Origin of the sequence: Ancylomarina sp. 16SWW S1-10-2 (assembly GCF_009669305.1) — a bacterium.
Lineage (GTDB): Bacteria > Bacteroidota > Bacteroidia > Bacteroidales > Marinifilaceae > Ancylomarina.
The window spans coordinates 23966-41836 of sequence record NZ_SADB01000028.1; the positions used below are offsets into that span (position 1 = coordinate 23966).

14 protein-coding genes and 6 tRNA genes are annotated in these 17871 nt (G+C 33.2%); 7 read left to right on the plus strand and 13 right to left on the minus strand.

Features of this window, described 5'->3' with window-relative positions:
• From hisH to hisG, 5 genes are read right to left on the minus strand one after another with little or no spacing between them, the layout of a single operon-like run.
• Complete coding sequence (gene hisH / locus EMN46_RS16910) at window positions 1–591, minus strand: imidazole glycerol phosphate synthase subunit HisH (RefSeq protein ID WP_154202002.1); 591 nt, start codon at window positions 589–591, stop codon at window positions 1–3.
• A 9-nt stretch (window positions 592–600) separates the two neighbouring features.
• Window positions 601–1740, minus strand: a complete 1140-nt coding sequence (hisB, locus tag EMN46_RS16915; protein ID WP_154202003.1) for a bifunctional histidinol-phosphatase/imidazoleglycerol-phosphate dehydratase HisB — start codon at window positions 1738–1740, stop codon at window positions 601–603.
• 35 nt (window positions 1741–1775) lie between these two features.
• The gene (hisC, locus tag EMN46_RS16920; protein ID WP_154202004.1) at window positions 1776–2819 is read right to left on the minus strand and encodes a histidinol-phosphate transaminase; all 1044 of its coding nucleotides are present in this window, start codon (window positions 2817–2819) and stop codon (window positions 1776–1778) included.
• Between the two features lie 18 nt (window positions 2820–2837).
• Entirely contained in the window at window positions 2838–4127 is a 1290-nt protein-coding gene (hisD, locus tag EMN46_RS16925) for a histidinol dehydrogenase (RefSeq protein ID WP_154202005.1), read from the minus strand.
• An 18-nt stretch (window positions 4128–4145) separates the two neighbouring features.
• Window positions 4146–5006: an ATP phosphoribosyltransferase gene (hisG, locus tag EMN46_RS16930; protein ID WP_154202006.1), complete on the minus strand. Its 861-nt coding sequence runs from the start codon at window positions 5004–5006 to the stop codon at window positions 4146–4148.
• Between the two features lie 627 nt (window positions 5007–5633).
• Here hisG and EMN46_RS16935 point away from each other — a divergent pair.
• The 5 genes from EMN46_RS16935 (at window position 5634) to EMN46_RS16955 (ending at window position 12971) form a co-directional block, all read left to right on the plus strand.
• Complete coding sequence (locus EMN46_RS16935) at window positions 5634–5918, plus strand: hypothetical protein (protein ID WP_154202007.1); 285 nt, start codon at window positions 5634–5636, stop codon at window positions 5916–5918.
• 153 nt (window positions 5919–6071) lie between these two features.
• A complete protein-coding gene (locus EMN46_RS16940; RefSeq protein ID WP_154202008.1) occupies window positions 6072–6791 on the plus strand; it encodes a M48 family metallopeptidase in 720 nt (239 codons plus the stop codon).
• A 26-nt stretch (window positions 6792–6817) separates the two neighbouring features.
• Window positions 6818–7204 carry a hypothetical protein gene (locus EMN46_RS16945; protein ID WP_154202009.1) on the plus strand — a complete coding sequence of 129 codons (387 nt, stop codon included), beginning with the start codon at window positions 6818–6820 and terminating at the stop codon, window positions 7202–7204.
• A gap of 273 nt (window positions 7205–7477) precedes the next feature.
• Window positions 7478–10957, plus strand: coding sequence for a hypothetical protein (locus tag EMN46_RS16950; RefSeq protein WP_154202010.1), 3480 nt, complete (start codon window positions 7478–7480; stop codon window positions 10955–10957).
• Between the two features lie 313 nt (window positions 10958–11270).
• The gene (locus tag EMN46_RS16955; RefSeq protein WP_154202011.1) at window positions 11271–12971 is read left to right on the plus strand and encodes a formate--tetrahydrofolate ligase; all 1701 of its coding nucleotides are present in this window, start codon (window positions 11271–11273) and stop codon (window positions 12969–12971) included.
• Window positions 12972–13095: 124 nt separating this feature from the next.
• Here EMN46_RS16955 and EMN46_RS16960 read toward each other — a convergent pair whose 3' ends face one another.
• The gene (locus EMN46_RS16960) at window positions 13096–14544 is read right to left on the minus strand and encodes a bifunctional UDP-sugar hydrolase/5'-nucleotidase (RefSeq protein ID WP_154202012.1); all 1449 of its coding nucleotides are present in this window, start codon (window positions 14542–14544) and stop codon (window positions 13096–13098) included.
• Window positions 14537–14743, minus strand: a complete 207-nt coding sequence (locus EMN46_RS16965) for a hypothetical protein (protein ID WP_154202013.1) — start codon at window positions 14741–14743, stop codon at window positions 14537–14539. Before EMN46_RS16965 ends, EMN46_RS16960 begins: the two co-directional genes overlap by 8 nt.
• Window positions 14744–15054: 311 nt before the next feature.
• Between EMN46_RS16965 and EMN46_RS16970 the strand changes: the two genes are divergently transcribed.
• Together EMN46_RS16970 and EMN46_RS16975 are read left to right on the plus strand one after the other, a co-directional pair.
• Entirely contained in the window at window positions 15055–16368 is a 1314-nt protein-coding gene (locus tag EMN46_RS16970) for a HEPN/Toprim-associated domain-containing protein (protein ID WP_154202014.1), read from the plus strand.
• Window positions 16369–16608: 240 nt separating this feature from the next.
• Entirely contained in the window at window positions 16609–16998 is a 390-nt protein-coding gene (locus EMN46_RS16975) for a VF530 family DNA-binding protein (protein WP_154202015.1), read from the plus strand.
• Between the two features lie 187 nt (window positions 16999–17185).
• Here the strand turns inward: EMN46_RS16975 and EMN46_RS16980 are convergent.
• The 6 genes from EMN46_RS16980 to EMN46_RS17005 all read right to left on the minus strand — a co-directional run bounded on the left by EMN46_RS16980 (window position 17186) and on the right by EMN46_RS17005 (window position 17822).
• A tRNA-Lys gene (locus EMN46_RS16980) sits at window positions 17186–17258 on the minus strand.
• A gap of 40 nt (window positions 17259–17298) precedes the next feature.
• Window positions 17299–17371 (minus strand) — tRNA-Lys (locus EMN46_RS16985).
• A 40-nt stretch (window positions 17372–17411) separates the two neighbouring features.
• Window positions 17412–17484: transfer RNA gene (locus EMN46_RS16990), tRNA-Lys, on the minus strand.
• Between the two features lie 39 nt (window positions 17485–17523).
• Window positions 17524–17596: transfer RNA gene (locus EMN46_RS16995), tRNA-Lys, on the minus strand.
• A gap of 40 nt (window positions 17597–17636) precedes the next feature.
• Window positions 17637–17709 (minus strand) — tRNA-Lys (locus EMN46_RS17000).
• A gap of 40 nt (window positions 17710–17749) precedes the next feature.
• Window positions 17750–17822, minus strand: a tRNA-Lys gene (locus tag EMN46_RS17005).
• Between the last annotated feature and the right edge of the window lie 49 nt (window positions 17823–17871).

Genomic DNA, 17871 nt, shown 5'->3' on the forward strand with positions numbered 1-17871 from the left:
TTATAGATTTATAAAATTGCTTAAAATTTCCTGACCAATATCTCCTGATTTTTCTGGGTGAAACTGGCAGGCATAAAAATTATCTTTCTGAAGACTTGCTGAAAATGGTCTGATATAGTTGGTCTCAGAAGTTGTGTATTTGTTTACAGGAACATAATAGGAGTGGACAAAATAGACGAAGTCATTGTTTTTAATACCTTTAAATAAATCTCCGTTTAGTTGATTTAACTGATTCCACCCCATATGAGGCACCTTGTCTTCAGCTGGAAATTTTAAGGTTTCAACAGGAAATATGTCCAATCCTTTTGTATTACCTTCTTCTGAACTGGCACACATTAATTGCATGCCTAAGCAAACACCTAATACAGGCTGTTTTAATTGAGGAATCAATTTATCCAAACCATTTTTCTTAAGCGCATTCATTGCCCAAGCAGCTTCACCAACTCCTGGAAATATGACTTTGTCTGCATGTTTAATTGTAGCCTCACAATTTGAAATTTCTGCTGATACGCCTAGTCGCTCAAGTGCATACTTTACAGACTGAATGTTACCAGCTTCGTAGTTGATGATAACTATATTTTGTTTGGTCATGTCTATATTTTATAAAAGTCCCTTGGTCGAGGGTAGTTGTAAATTGTTCACATCACGTTTTATGGCCATACGAATGGCTCGTGCAAAGGCTTTAAAAATACCTTCTATCTTGTGGTGTTCATTTGAGCCTTCTGCCTTAATGTTTAGATTACATAAGGCTGCATTACTGAACGATTTAAAAAAGTGAGAGAACATTTCAGTTGGCATATCTCCAACCATTTCTCGTTTAAAATCTGCTTCCCAAACGAGTTCGTTTCTGCCTCCAAAATCGAGAGCAACCTGCGCTAAACAATCATCCATAGGTAAACAAAATCCGTAACGTTCTAAACCAAGTTTATCTCCCAATGCTATTTTGAAGGCTTCGCCTAAGGCAATACCTGTATCTTCGATGCAGTGGTGTTCATCAACGTTTAAATCACCTACAGTGGTTACAGATAAGTTAATACCAGAATGTTTTAAAATTTGTTCAAGCATGTGATCAAAGAAGCCTAATCCTGTACTGATTTTTCCTTGGCTAGTTCCATCCAAATCTAATTCTACCTTAATCTGTGTTTCCAGTGTATTTCTTTCTACTACAGCGGTTCGTTCACTTAAGCGTAAAAATTTATAAATATCTGCCCACGATGTTGTTCTAAGTGCAATTCTGTCAGCTAATTCTTTATCATCGTTCAAAGTACTGTCATTTGCATCGACGAAAATAGCTTTAGAATTTAGATTTTTAGCTAACTCAACATCTGTCCATCTATCGCCAATTACAAATGAGTTTTCTAAATCATACTCATCCGAAAAGTATTGTTCTAAAAGGGCAGTTCCTGGTTTACGAGTTGGAGCATTGTCTTTTGGGAATGTTTTGTCTATAATAATATCATTGAATGAGATTCCTTCATTTTCTAGAGCTTGCATCATTTTATTTTGAGCAGGCCAAAAGTCAGCTTCCGGGAAAGAATCTGTTCCCAAACCGTCTTGATTGGTAACCATAACCAATTCGAAATTGAGCTGAGAAGCAATTTTGCTTAAGTTTTGAAAAACACCAGGGTAAAATTCCAGCTTTTCTAGACTATCCACTTGAAAATCGACTGGTGGCTCTATAATAAGCGTACCATCTCTATCGATAAAAAGAACTTTCGTTTTTTGTGATGTATTTTGCATGAATTGATTTATTTTTTGGTTGAATAGTTAGCGTTTTATTGTTCTTGGAATTTTTTCAGTACCTCAAATAATTGTTGATTCTCTGCAGGTGTCCCTATGCTGATTCGTAAACAATTTTCGAGAAGGGCAACTGTTGTTCTATTTCGAATCACAATTCCATTTTCAATAAGGTAATTATAAAGTTTATTGGCATTTTCAACTTTAATAAGAATAAAATTTGCTTGAGATGGGAATACTTTTTTAACGAATGAAAGGGTTTTCATTTCATTTAGCATTGAATTCCGTTCTTCAAGCAATGTATCTATTTTTTCTGTATAAGTTTCTTCGTTACTCAAGAGCTCAAGTGCCTTATTCTGAGTAAGAACGTTAACATTATAAGGTGGTTTAATTTTGTTTAAGATCTGGATAATCTCAACTGATGCTAAGCCAATACCCAAACGAATACCAGCCATTCCCCAAGCTTTTGATAGAGTTTGTAGGATAACTAGGTTTGGATATTTACTAAGATCTTTGACCATACTAGCATCACCAGCAAAATCGATATAGGCTTCATCTAAAACAATAAGACCCTTAAATTCGGATAATAATTTTGCGAATACTTCTTTGTCAATTAGATTGCCCGTTGGATTATTTGGCGAGCAAAGAAATAGGAGCTTACTATCATTGTTTTGTAGTATTTTTTCAACATCAGGTTGAAAATTGGCATCTAACTCAAGTTCTATTATTTTTAGATCATTTATTTGTGCGGCTACTTTATACATACCATAACTGGGCTTGCATAAAATAACCTTATCCTTAGATGGTTGACAAAAAACGCGCATCAATAAATCAATAATCTCATCGCTACCATTACCCAAAATCATTTGCTTGGCAGAAATGGTTTTAATCTCAGCCAAACGTTCTTTCAGTTTCCATTGCTGAGGATCGGGGTAACGATTAACACCATTGTTAAAAGGATTTTCGTTTGCATCTAGAAAAACAGAACTTGTACCTGAAAATTCATCCCTCGCAGAAGAGTAGGGAGTGAGTGTTCTTAAGTTCTTTCTAATTAGATCTTCTAGTTTGAAATTTGAATTCATCTTGTTTTAATTTTAAGCTTATTCTTGACAAATTTTATTTAGACGAACACTAACGGCATTTTTGTGAGCTTCCAATTGTTCTGCTTCTGCCATAATTTCGATACTAGGGCCTAAGTTTTCTAAACCTTTACGCGTAATTTTCTGAAAAGTTATACTCTTCATAAATGAGCCAAGTCCCACACCTGAAAATGATTTGGCGTATCCATTAGTTGGTAGTGTATGATTGGTTCCAGATGCATAATCTCCGGCACTTTCTGGTGTGTAGTTACCAATAAAGACTGAACCTGCATTTTGAATGCCATTTATAATCTCATCTTCATTCTTAACCGAAATGATTAAGTGTTCTGGCGCATATTGATTGCTGATTTCAAGAGCCTCTTGTGATGATTTAACAAGTATCATCTTAGAATTATCTAAAGCTCTTGTTGCAATAGCTACTCTCGAAATGTTTTTTAGCTGTTTGGCTAATTCAAGTTGAACTGAATCCAAAAGTTGTTCATCCCAACTAAGCAATACAACTTGGCTATCAGGACCGTGTTCTGCTTGTGATAAAAGATCGGCAGCTACAAATTCAGGAACGGCACTTTCATCAGCCATTACAAGAACCTCAGAAGGACCAGCTGGCATATCGATGGCAACACCTAATTTGCTGGCAGTTTGTTTCGCAGCTGTCACAAACTGATTTCCCGGACCAAAAATTTTATATACATTAGGTACAGATTCTGTTCCTAGAGCCATAGCACCAATAGCTTGAATACCTCCTAGTCTGAAAACTTGTTTAATACCAACCAATTTACAGGCATAAAGAATTGCGGGGTTAATTTTACCATCTTTATTTGGAGGTGTACATAAAATGACTTCTTTACAATTTGCAATGCGTGCAGGAATACCTAACATGAGTACTGTAGAGAATAGGGGAGCAGATCCTCCAGGGATATACAAACCCACCTTGTCGATTGGTGTAAATTTCCTCCAACAAGTCACACCTTCAGTCGTTTCAATAACTTTTGATTCTACTTTTTGAGCTTTGTGAAATTTTTCAATATTTTTAGCCGCAAATTGAATTGCATTCTTTAGTTCTTCTGAAATTAATTGTTCTGATTCCTCAATTTCTTCTTGGCTTACAACTAACTCATTAATCCTTATTCTATCGTAAAACCAGGTGTATTTTTTTAAAGCTGCATCACCGTCAGCTTTAACTTCTTTGAAAATTTGATTTACAACTTCATCCATTTCCTCTAACTCTATATTTGGACGAGCTAAAATTGTATTCCAATCGGTTTTCTTTGGGTATTTTATAGTTTGCATTGTCTTGAAATTTTAGAATTAAAGAATCATTTTTCCGATTGGAATGGTTAAAATACCTTCAGCACCGTTGGCTTTAAGTTTTTCAATAACTTCCCAAAAATCTTTATCGTTAATCACAGTGTGAATAGAGCTCCAACCTTTATCCATAAGAGGCATTACTGTCGGACTTTTCATTCCTGGTAAAATCTTATTAATGGCTTCAATTTTATCGTTAGGTGCATTAAGTAGTAAATACTTGTTGTTTTTTGCAGCTAATACAGCACGCATTCTAAATAGTAAGTCAGTGAGAATTGCATTCTTTTCATCTGAAATGTCTGCATTTTTTACCAAACAAGCTTCTGATGAGAGAATTTCTTCAACTTCTTTAAGTCCATTTTTGAATAATGTACTTCCAGAACTTACAATATCGCAAATAGCATCCGAAAGTCCAATATTTGGAGCAATTTCTACAGAACCTGAAATAACGTGGATTTCTGAATCTAGATTATTAGCATCTAAGAAGGCTTGCAGTGAATTTGGATAGGAAGTCGCAATTTTTTTACCATTAAAATAATCTAATCCAGTGTAATCTTCATCTTTTGGAATAGCCATTTTTAATCGGCATTTCGAGAAACCAAGCTTCTGTATAACTTCAACTTGTTTTTGTTTTTCAATAACAACATTTTCACCAATAATGGCAATGTCAGCTACGCCGTCTTTTACATATTGAGGAATGTCTGAATTTCTCAAATAAAGAACTTCTAATGGGAAGTTTTGTGCTTGTGCTCTTAATTGGTCTTTACCGTTATCAATTGAGATGCCACATTCTTTAAGAATTTTAAGAGAATCGTCTTGAAGTCTACCTGATTTCTGAATGGCAATTTTTAATTTTGTAGTCATTTTGTCTTTTTTGTTATAAAACCTGAATTCAGAAATAGCTATAAACAAGAACGCCAACCTGAAGTCAGGTTGGCGTTAATAGTTATGAATTTATGAATTAATATTTTCACATAACATTATCGGCTCACCTGAAGTAAGTATAAATGATGATGGCGATGATGTCGTGTTATGAAAGTCATTATTATGTGATTTTAATTTTGTGTTTTATTTTTGTTTAATTATAAAAGTTGACAAAACAAAAACGCCAACCTGATGTCAGGTTGGCGTTGATAGTTATAAATTTATGATTTAAAATTTTCACATAACATCATCGGCTCACCTGAGGTAAGTAAAAATGATGATGACGATGTAAAATTGAAAATAGCATGTTTTTGTGTTTTATTCTGTCACAAAGATTAAAATAATATTTACAAAAACAAATGTGATTGACTAATTTATTTTTAATTAGAACTAGGCATAGTATTGTAATAGCAGTAAACATAGGCTTTGTGTAGCGTTTTTTTTATGAAATTTATAATAATCTTTTTCAAATATTCTATATTTATATAGCTAATTTAGGTGATGCTTATTTTATCAATTTTAGTATATTTGCAGAGAATTTAGAATAAGAACATAAATAAATAAGCTATGGCGAGTAGAAGAAAATTAAAAAAAGATATTGATTTTTTGACTTTTGAAGTTATTTCTGATTGCTACAATCATATATACCTACATTCAGAAAATGAAGAAAAAGTAATAGATATCATTAAAGAAACGGTTGCAAATCGCAATAGCCTTGTTGCTCGTGTGAACCATCCTGATGGTAAGAATAATCCAAAATTGGTGAAAGCTTATTATAAGTCAATATTCAATGATTTAATTTCGAATATTGATACATCATTCACTAATTTAAGTGAATTGATTAAAGCATAAGCTTTTTTTGAAACAAAATAATTCTAATAGCTTTGCCTTTTTGGTAAAGCTATTTTTTTATATGTATGAGACAAGCTTGTTGTTAATTTAAAACAGTCTAGCGATTTTATATTACAACTTCTATGTGATACTTTAAGATCAAATAATGAACACATGAAAATTGAGAAGAAAATTCAAATAGAAGGATTAGGTGAATTAAGCCTTAAAAAAGATACACGATTTAAACGTTTATCCATAAGAATGGCACCTAATAAGGGTATTTGGCTTAATGTTCCACCTCAAATTGATTGGCAAACGGCTATAGATTTTGCTCTTAAACATAAAGATTGGATATTAAAACAAAGTATAAGAATTAAAGATAAAGAAAAGCAAGATGTATTTTTTGATTCTAATACTGTATTTAAGACAAAGTACCATGAATTAAAGATGAATCCTACTCGGGTAAATGGAGTGAAAGCAAGTGTGAAACAAGGCATAATTCATATCAACTATCCTGAGAACTTTGATATGAAGACCAAAGGGTTTCAGGAGTTTGTTAAGAAAATTATAATTGAAACTTTACGTAGGGAAGCTAAGGATGTTTTACCCAAAAGATTAGAAGAATTGGCACAGCGATGTGGTTTTAAATACAAGAAGGTGTCAATTCGAAATGCAAGTACACGTTGGGGCTCATGTTCAGGAGACAATAATATTAGTTTAAATCTCCATTTAATGCGTTTACCTGAACATTTAATTGATATGGTATTGCTTCATGAGTTGTGCCATACTATTGAGAAAAACCATTCGAAATCGTTTTGGAATTTACTGGATAAGGTTTGTGATAATGTAAGTTCTAAGCGTAAAGAAATGAAATCTTATACAACACATTTTTAAGTGAAATATGTTAAAATAAATTCAGAATGAATAAGGAAATTTATATCGTAGTTGGAATGAGTATTTTTGCTTTTTTACTTGGAATACAGTTAAAAAAGAAATTCTCTAAGAAAAAAGTTGAAGCACCTAAAATTCATAAATCTCAACGATCTAAATTTGCTAAACAAGCACAAGAGTTACCACAGGAAAAACAGTCCAAATATCCTAAAATAAAAAGTTTTTTTCTTTGGCTTCAAGTTGTAGTCTTATTCCTTATAATTGTATTTATGATTCCTGCATTATCTCGTGATATTTTGGTAGCTGAAGGCAATTACGATTTGAAATTGATATTACGATTATTGATCGTAATTTTTGCTACATATACTTTATTTGTTGGCTTAATCAAGCTTTTAAAAAAGGGAAAAAAGTCTTAATTTGATTTAAAATATCAAATTTAATATTATAAATAAGGAGTTTATTCATCGTTTTAGATGGGTAAACTCCTTTTTTGATATAAAAGAATATAAAATCTAGAATTATTTCTTTCTATTAAATCGTTTTCGATTCAATTCCTTATAATATAATAAAATATATTGAATTTTAAAATGATAAACTGAGTTAAAGAATTTCTATATGCATTTTATTAGAGCTTAAAATTCTGTAAATTTGGTACGGACACATATTAAAAAAGAATTAAAATTCAATATATGGATAATATTAAAACTACTTATCGTGAAATTCAATCTCATAATGGAGAGGAAGATCAGAAAAATATGATTCGTTACATTAATCTGCAATTGGCAGCAATGGGAGAACCAATCTTTACTCATAAAGAAGAAGGATTGTGCGATGATAATTTTATTGAATTAACAGATAGTTTGATTCAAAGCTATCGAGCTAAGTCACGTTTGCTTTCTGATCATCTTTGTCCTTCAGATCAAAGAATTCAGAATTTTTTGAATAACTATTTTAAGGATATAGATCAAAAAATACCTCAGATTCCTACATCTACGTTTACTTTGGATAAAGAGGGAATTGCTCGCGAACTAAGTTTGCCACCTAATAAAAATGAATATATAACTGAATATTTAAGTTCATATCGTATAGCACAAGGTGTTTTGCATAATCCGAAACATGATAGAAGAACAACTAAAGGTTCTTTTCATATTGTAGAGGGTAATTTACCTGCACCGCTTGATAAAATAGAATTACCTAAGGCCGCATTTGTAAAATTCTTAGAATCTGCATTTAACCCACCAGATGACTTAAATACACTTCCGTTTACTTCGGCACAGAATGAGAAAGCTAAAATCATGGTTTCTCTTTTATTGCGTCCAGTAGTTTGCCCTGAGGTTAAAGGTGTCATCTCTGAGAAGGCAATGGAAGTTCGTTTTTTTGCGCCTGGATCTTTAGTTAGTAATCTTGATTTTGTTGAATCTATTTTTGGTAATGCTGGCGATCCATCTCTTCCATCGAATGATGCTGGTTTAGATATTGAACATTGGACAGGTCATTCGGGTTGTGTTGTTTTAGCACCGCAGCTTTTACAACTCACTAAAAAGGAGATTGGTTTACCTCATTATGATGATGCTACAGAGCGACAACGTACTGATGGTGTTTGTTGGAAAGAAGAAAGTGAACTTTATAATGGAGGACAACCTTTTAAAGTAACTTGTAGGAGTGAAGAGGGGCTTGTTATTACGCTTATTGCTGATAATTACTTTGGATATTCTAAGAAAGAGATTAAAACTCAGATTAGTTTCTCTGCAAATCTTTATGGTTTGGCAGAAGAGGAGCATTCTGGAGGAGCCATTGCATTTCCACGTAAGAATTTAGGAGATAGTTTCGATGGAGCTCTTTTTATGAAGAATATTCTTAAAAAACAGTTTTGTTTAAAAGATGTCGTTGAACAATTTGGTGAAAGTCTTATTGTAAAATCAGAAGGATATGCTATCGATAAGGAGTATAGTAATATTATTTATATCGATGAAAATGCCAAAATTGATTTATATAAGAGTACTATAAGTTGGGTAAAAGACGGTCAAGACCAGTCTATCCGATTAATGCCTGATCATCATTACGTTCATCCATCAGGCTATAAGTTACTTATGGAGAAACATCCAGCTGCTCCATCGTGGCGATTGGTAAGTACTTATGCTGAAGGTACATTCTGTCATAAACCATGTACTGTTTCTGGAGGAGGTAAATCCGAAATTTCAAAATCTTTATTGAATGCTATTATTTATAGTTCATTCTTTATTCAAGATATGGATAAGGATTTCGATATGGCTGATAAGGTTTTTGGATACGATTACACACATAGATGGATAAATCATGCTGAACGTGTAGAGCCATCTCGTTCTGTATTAGATTCAAAAAGATCTTTAGGTTCGGTTGTAAAACTTCTAACACCATCCAAATATTATACTGATGATTACAACGATTATTTAACATCTATTCCTGATCATGTAAAAGGATTGGTTTTGTTTATTAAACGTTTTTATCGTGAAGGACGTATGGGAAACAATTGGAGAGATTATTTCTCGGTTGATATGGTTAATGGTAAAAAAGGTCACGAATTACTTTATAATAACCGTAAGATTGTAGCCAGTTATTTACGTATTGGTTTTGCTACTGACAATTCATGGTTTCTACATAAGCTTCGTCAAGATTTTATTGCTTCGGCTAAAATTCAGATGGAAGATGATATTACAGCTTCCATTGTGTTGCCTGTAAGCAGTTTGCCTAATTTGAATAAGGCTTACGATAATAAGTCGGTTAAGATTACAACGAATTGTGAACGTCGTTTTTTCCAACGTCCCGATGAAGCGGTTAATAGAGGTTACGATAAGGAAGCAGAGTCTGATTTATCGATGAGAGGTAACTTTACTTCGAATTACGAGCCTATGACCAAAAAAGATGGTCAGAATTTAATGTCTGATGCTATTAATTTCGATATGTACACCAAGCCAATTCAAGAGCTAATTAAAAAGGGTGCAACAAGCGAGAAGGATAATTATTTTATAACACCATCTCATACTCGAATTGTAGATGGAAAACCATCTCAGAATCCACGTTATCTTCAAATTCGTCCTGATTTGGTAAATCCTATTGATGATAAATTGGCCGAAATTGGTGTTCGTTTGGCTAGAAAGATTCCAATGGATCAGCCTGTTCATCATCCTGTAAATGCCGTTTTACCAGGACGTCGTAATAATCCTGCTGATAAGAAGGCTGGGATTCGTGCTTTGAGTGTTTACAATCCAATTCATTACCAAGAGTTACCTGAGTTATTTATGGATTTTATTTGTTCTTTAACAGGTAAATCTCCATCAACTACAGGAGCTGGAACCGAGGGAGCCTTAACCAAAGGACCTTTTAACATGTTGAGTCCTACTACCGACTTGAATAATGCTTTATTATCTTATATCATTACAGGATATCAGGGCTTTTCTTCAGCAGCAGGCTACGTTGGAAACGAAAACCGTTTCGATCATGATGTTTCTTTATTGATTCCAGAATTGTGGTGTCGTTTGAGTGAAGAAAGTAGAGATCCAAAACGTTTAATTGAAGAAGGTTCTCTTGAGAAGATAGATGATTTTGAATATAAAGGAAAAACAATTCAAGCTAGTCGTTTAGGTTATCGTATTACTGAAGCTTTTTTATTCCGTTATTTGAATAGAATTTTTGTTGAGCCTCAGAATGTATTCAACGAAAAAATGTTGAAACCAGAACTTCAGGATATGGATGATTTTGCTGATGGTATCAATAATATTGTTGAAGCTCAAGAAAAAGTAGCTATCAATTATTTTAAAGATGATAGTGTTTCTGCTGCAATTCCACCATTACAAGTCTTATTAAGCATTATGGCTTTTGGTCAGTATGATGGTAAGGATATTAGTGATCCGGAATTGCGTAAGATGTTCGATCGAGATGTGGTTCTTAATTCTGATTGGTATAAGGCTCGATTGAAGCGTAAGCAAGAGATCGATATTCAATATTATACAAATCAAATTGAGTATTTAAATCAGTTTATTACTGATAAAAAGAATATCGAATGGAATGCTAAAATGGATCTTGAGACTCGTTTAGAGAAAGGTAAACAGAACCTAGCTCATGTGAAAACAGAAGCTTATCTTAAGAGTTTGGTTGGAACCATTGGTGCTGATCCATTATTCAAGAAATAAGAATATTTGTTAAGTATAGTAAGGGATAAACGTATGATGTTTATCCCTTTTTTTGTATGATATTATTCTTAATTAATCCTCTGTTTTTTGAATGTACTTCATAATTCTTAAGGAAGTGAATAATCAAATAAATTTTCACATTTATCTTATCCTTGTTGAGGATATTTTTAGCTTATTTTAAATCTTTTTAGATTAGATATCATGGCTGTGCTCATTTATTAATTTCTTAAATTCGGCATTTTGTGTCACAAAGACAATTAGCAAGTAATATGCTAATAAAGTAAATACTAATTGTAAAGTTAAAATTTCACATATGAGGACAGTTCTAGATAATTCAATTGCAGCGAAAAGTGATTTGGAAATTGCTCAAGCATCTCAAATGAAGCTAATAACTAAAATTGCACATAAATTAAATATTAATGAAGATGATTTAGAGCTTTATGGAAAGTATAAAGCTAAGTTGCCTTTGCATTTAATAGATAATAAGAAGGCTAATGATAGTAATCTAATATTGGTTACGGCGCTTACTCCAACGCCAGCAGGAGAAGGAAAAACAACTGTTTCTATTGGCTTAACCGAAGGTCTTAATAAAATTGGGAAACAAGCGACTGTTGTGTTGCGTGAACCTTCTTTAGGTCCTGTTTTTGGTATAAAAGGAGGAGCTACTGGTGGTGGTAATTCTCAGGTTGTACCAATGGAAGATATCAATCTGCATTTTACAGGTGACTTTTCTGCTATTGAGAAGTCAAATAATCTGTTAGCAGCCCTAATCGATAATAATATTCATAGCAAAACTAGAAATCTAGATATTGATCCGCGTACGGTTGTTTGGAAAAGAGTGATTGATATGAATGATCGAACACTTCGCGATATAGTGATCGGATTGGGAGGGACGGCTAATGGTGTTCCTCGTCAGGATGGCTTCAATATTACCGCTGCTTCCGAAGTGATGGCAATTTTATGTATGGCAACAAGTATTACTGATCTTAAAACCAGATTAGCTAATATATTTATTGGATATACTTACGATAAAAAGCCCATTTATGCACGTGATTTAAAGGCAGAAGGAGCAATGGCTCTACTTTTAAAGGATGCTATTATGCCTAATCTTGTTCAAACACTTGAGGGAAATCCAGCTATTATTCATGGCGGTCCATTTGCAAATATTGCTCAAGGAACTAACACTATAATTGCGACAAAAATGGGACTCTCATTATCAGAATATGTTGTTACTGAAGCTGGTTTTGGTGCAGATCTTGGCGCTGAGAAATTCTTGAACATTAAATGTGTCGCAGGCGATATAAAGCCAAAGGCGATGGTTATTGTTGCTACGATTAGAGCTCTACGTTATCATGGTGGCGCTAAGTTGGATGAATTGAATACCCCAAGCTTAGATCGTTTGAAAAAAGGTTTTGTTAATCTTGAAAAGCATATTGAAAATGCACGGAAATTTGGTTTAAACCCAATTGTATCAATTAATAATTTTATCTCAGATACTGAAGAAGAAGTCGAATTGGTAAAAGCACTTTGTGCCGAAGTGTGCGTGAATGCCGTTCCTACCAAAGCTTGGGCAATGGGGGGAGATGGTGTTTTAATTCTAGCACAAGCTGTTGTTGATGAAGTGGAAGCCAATAAGAATAATTTTAAGCCTCTATATAAGCACAGCGATGGTATTAAAGTGAAAATCGAAACAATTGCACGTGAAATATATGGCGCAGATGGTGTTGATTTTTCAAAACAAGCTTTGATAGATATCAAAAAGATTGAAAAACTAAACTTGGATAAATTACCGATTTGTATGGCTAAAACTCAGAAATCTTTTTCTGATGACGCAAAGCTAATTGGTCGTCCTAAAGGTTTTGTGGTGACAGTGCGTGAATTTGAGATAGCAGCAGGAGCCGGTTTCATTATTCCAATTTTAGGTAAAATGATGCGTATGCCTGGTTTACCTTCTGTACCAGCTTCCGAAGGAATGGATATTGACGAAAATGGTGTAATTACAGGTTTGTCTTAAAAACAATAATGACCTAATTATAAGAGAAGGGGATAAGCTGTTTAGTTTATCCCCTTTTCATATGTCTTTGTCTCGTTCATATTTTTTATCCCAAAGGGTTAATTATAGAGGCCTCAGTGGAAATTTACTTCGTACCAAAAATTCGTTTTACGCCTGAATAATTAATCTCTTTTTCATTTTTAAGAAAATCAATTAAGCAATTAGCACTTGTTATAAATGAATTTTGTCCTTCATCGGTATGATCAAAAGTATATGCACTTGCGATATAAGAACTTAGGCCAACTTTGTAGGTTTTGCTTTCATCCAATTTAGTTCCATTATAGTTTTCAAGTTGAATTGTATTTTGGTCCATGTAGCGATAATTTATCCCAGCTACTTTTAAATCACCGCTTCCTGTGCCACTAATTAGTGAACGAATTTCATCACAGGTCATTTCATAAATGATAATCTCATTATTAAAGGGATCTAATTCGTAAATATGCTTAACCGTAATATCACCAAGAGGTAGCCACGATCTAATTCCACCTGAATTTTGAAAAGCAATATCTGTATTCAATTTCCAATTAACTGCATCAGTCATTAGTGCACCTATCTCATCTTTATTATTGAATTTGGCTAAATTTTGAACGATTACTTTGTCTAGATCAGGATTGTTATTGTATTTGCTAACTAATGAAGCAATTTCTGAATCTGTTTCAGTCAGTTTTTCTACTTCTATTAGTTTAGCTGATTTTGAAAGTACAAGTCCATCTTTAATTTCTATATCTATACGACCTATATATCTTCCCTTAGATCCAGCTTGGCAGATTAAAGCATTATTCTCTTCATAAGGCGTTTTGATAGCCGTGTGTGAATGTCCACCAATTATAAGGTCAATCTCATCGTTATCATTAGCTAATTTAACATCAGAACCTTCACCTAAATGTGATAATACAATAAATAGATTATCATTCTTTTTTAGATTTGTATAATTCTTGATCTCCGTTTTATAATATGGAAAATTGATTCCTTCTACTTTATTAGGATGTGTGGACGGAATATAGCGATCACCAATCTTAGTTCCTGTTTCTATAAGACCTAAAACTATAAGTTTAAATCCTTCGCTGCTTGTGATTGTTGTGTATGCATCAGGTTGATTTAATTCTGCATTTTCAGCATCTATATTGGCACATATAAATGGAAAATTAGCTTGGTCTATTCGATCATTCAAAGTTTCTTGTCCATAATCGAACTCATGGTTCCCAATTGTTGAGACATCGAACTGAAGTTTGTTCATTAAATCAATCATGGGATATCCAGGTTTACTGTGTTGATCTACAATAGGATTGCCACTAAATAAATCTCCAGCTGAGAATAAGAAAACATTATCATTTGTTTCTCTTAGCTCATTAACATATGCTGCTATTTTAGGGAAATGACTAATGTCTGCATGTATATCATTCATATGTAGAATGATAATATTTTCACTTACCTTTTCTACTTCTTGTGGAATTGTATTGGATGAATCGTTACTACACGACGCAAGTATAAGTAGAAGAGAGAGTAATAATAGGCTTTTAATCGATTTAATCATTTTGCTTTATTTTTGTAAATAGTTTTATGCCTTTCCAAACTTGCCCATCTTCATCCATTAGGTTGCCTTTTTCATCTTCGAACTCAATTTGTTTATTCATGAGCTGCTTATAACTTTCTTTAGAATACTTTAAAATAGCATGCTTAAGACGTGCACCTTTGAATATTTGGACTGATGTATGGTTGATAAAAACTTCCATTAATATATGATATGCGTTTAAGAAATGTATAAACACAAAGCTAATCTCTTTTTTATAAGAAGAGAATATATACTGATAGCAATTCAAATTATGCCAAAGTATATATTATGTAGAATATTTATTTGGTTTTTGAATCTTATTTAGTCGAATTTATCTTTAATTTTAGCGAACTTAAACTTTTATTGTTGTTAGCTTTTAATAGGGTAGGATAACTACATCTTTTCAAAAGATAGACAAGAAATAAGAGCCATATAGTTGTTATAAATTAGTCGGGGCAGTTAAAATGCAACATTACTAAATAATATAAAAAAATGGGTTCATATTGCGAATTATATATTAAAGATTATCCAATAGCAACAACCAAGAATGAAATAGATCCATTTTTACTTTCTTTATTTCAATCAGAGGATTTAAAGGTTTACGAGAGAAAGGTTGGAGAAAGAATTCAAGTATTGTTTGGAAGAGAAGATGAAGAAGATGAGAAAGAACAAGCAGTACAATATATAAATTCAGCAAGAAACATACGTGACAGATTAAATGTCATGGGTTTTACTTTGGATTATACGAAAGAAAGATTTGAAGAGTCAAAAGAGGAATCGTTAAGTCAGTTTAAAGAATGGCTTGAAACTGATAGGTTCAATGATTCTTCCGAAATGAATGCAACAATAACTAATGAAATTCAAATTCTTCAAAATAATTCATTTGATGATTTTATTGAGGCTGTTAAAGAGATATTTGAGCATAATTATGGCTACGATGTAAAAAAAGAAAATTTACCCAAAGACATCAACCCAATTATTCCTTATTTAATAGAGTATGGTAATGGACTTGATAGGTTTCCGTATAGTTATGACCAAAGAACTCTTTTAAGAGCTTTATTAGAAGTGACACCACCTGATGTTTTGATTACTTATGACATTACTGAATTGATTGAACATGGATATTACAAAGAAGAGCCCAAAGAGGTTTATGATGAAGTAATTGGAAATTTATCATTTGATTATGAACTTGGAGATAAATTTTTAATTCTCACAGAGGGCACTACCGATATTAATATAATAAGAGATTCATTGGAATTATTATATCCACATTTGACAGGTTATTATTCTTTTATGGATTTTGGTGCTTCAAATGCTTCTGGGAGTGCAAGTGCTTTAGTTGCAAGTATAAAATCTTTTGTTGGTGCTGACATTAGGAATAAAATTATTGCTTTATTTGATAATGATACAGCAGCTGAGTCAGCGATAGGTGGCTTAGCTAGAACAAAAATTCCACCTAATATTAAAATTAAGCAATATCCTAAAATCGAAATTGCTAATGATTATCCAACAATTGGACCGACTGGAATAACTAATATGGATATAAATGGATTAGCTGGTAGTATTGAAATGTATTTGGGGACAGATATTCTTCTACACGAGGATAGTTTTATTCCAATTCAGTGGAAAGGATATGATTCTAAGCTTAAAAAGTACCAGGGCGAGATTATAGATAAAATTAAAGTACAAAAGGATTTTAAGAAGAAAATAAAAGAGTGTAGAAATGATAGAAGTAAAATTAATGATGCAGATTGGAAAGAAATGCGTGAATTATTGCAAATGATATTTGATACATTTAATGAATAACTACTCTCAACAAAAATTATAGTGCATTTGGCAGATAGTACTAATTTTGTTGATGATAGTAATTTATATACATTATAGAAACTTGAAAAGTTGGTGTTGTGAAAAGCAAACACCTTATATTTAGACCACTGTAGGTGTTTTAAGTGTGGAATTATACATGTTCAAAATTTCCCTATTAATGTCAATATTATAAACTAGTGCATCATTTTATAAACGAATACAAGAACACATTTACCAACAATGGACATAGAAAATAATAACAAGAACGAGTCGACTGATAAACAGAAGAAATCACAGGAGCAATCAGATATAGAGTTCAAGCCCAAGACAAACGAAGAGCTAAATGAAAAGAGGCCTGCTAGACGAAATAGGAGACAAGCTACCGAAGAAGAATTGAGTAATCCTTTGCATGGCGTGAAATTAGTTGAAATTCTAGAACGTTTGGTAGAAAATTATGGTTGGGAATATCTTGGAGATCGTGTCAATATTCGCTGTTTTAAATACAACCCTACAATGAAATCGAGTCTCGGATTTTTAAGACGAACACCTTGGGCTCGAGCACATGTTGAGGACGTTTATTTAGAAATGTTGAAAAGAAGATTAGAGTCAGATAGAATATTGAAAAAGTAAACGAATGGAATCACCACTTGAACCTAATTTCAAAAAATACCTTTTGGGTTCCCGCTTTAAAAAGAGCTTAGTTTAAACATTTTGCAATCTCTTGTTTAAAATCTAATTCTGAACATAAAATGAGATCTGGGGAGATTTATTATAGGATATAAAAAAAAACACCAAAATAATTTGATGGTTCTTTTAGTGATCCCTCTGGGGTTCGAACCCAGGACCCCATCATTAAAAGTGATGTGCTCTACCAGCTGAGCTAAGGAATCGTTGCTAATTTTATTTAAAAGACTTTTGCTTGTCTTTTTGTGATCCCTCTGGGGTTCGAACCCAGGACCCCATCATTAAAAGTGATGTGCTCTACCAGCTGAGCTAAGGAATCATTGCTAATTTTATTTGAAAGACTTTTGCTTGTCTTTATGTGATCCCTCTGGGGTTCGAACCCAGGACCCCATCATTAAAAGTGATGTGCTCTACCAGCTGAGCTAAGGAATCGTTGCTAATTTTATTTGAAAGACTTTCGCTTGTCTTTTGTGATCCCTCTGGGGTTCGAACCCAGGACCCCATCATTAAAAGTGATGTGCTCTACCAGCTGAGCTAAGGAATCGTTGCTAATTTTATTTGAAAGACTTTCGCTTGTCTTTAAGTGATCCCTCTGGGGTTCGAACCCAGGACCCCATCATTAAAAGTGATGTGCTCTACCAGCTGAGCTAAGGAATCRTTGCTRATTTTATTTGAAAGACTTTYGCTTGTCTTTAAGTGATCCCTCTGGGGTTCGAACCCAGGACCCCATCATTAAAAGTGATGTGCTCTACCAGCTGAGCTAAGGAATCGTTGCTGATTTTATTTGAAAGACTTTTGCTTGTCTTTAAGTGATCCCTC